Raw genomic sequence first — 503 nt, forward strand, 5'->3', positions numbered from 1 at the left:
GGCGTCGGTTGACTTCGCCTCGCACCGGACGGCCGAGGGGCTGGCCGCCTATCATGAGCATGGCAATATCAGCTTTGCCGAAACTGGCGAGGACGCACGCGGCGAGATCGTGCGCGATTACCTTGCCGATCGCGATGAGCGTCCGGACGGCACCCGGGTTGCGATGGCGCATCGCCGGGCCGATGTTCACGCCATCAATGACGCGATCCGGACGGAGCTACAGGACCGGGGCGAGCTGGCGCGCGGAGAAGACGCCGGCGCGCTGACCTTCCAGACCAATGACGGCAAGCGGGAGTTCGCGCCGGGCGACCGCATCGTGTTCTTGGAGAACAATCGCGACCTTGGCGTGAAAAACGGGATGCTTGGCACCGTCGAGCATGTTGAGGCCGGCCGGATCGTCGCGCAGCTTGACGGTCGGGCGGTGATAGCGTCAGCGTCCCGATGGGTGATTATCAGGCGATCGACCACGGCTATGCGACGACGATTCACAAAAATCAGGGGCG

1 pseudogene is annotated in these 503 nt (G+C 64.6%); it reads left to right on the forward strand.

Features of this window, described 5'->3' with window-relative positions:
* Positions 1-503: pseudogene (locus HMPREF0321_RS00710) on the forward strand (hypothetical protein); the annotation flags it as partial.

The sequence above is a fragment of the Dermacoccus sp. Ellin185 genome (genome assembly GCF_000152185.1).
GTDB lineage: Bacteria > Actinomycetota > Actinomycetes > Actinomycetales > Dermatophilaceae > Dermacoccus > Dermacoccus nishinomiyaensis.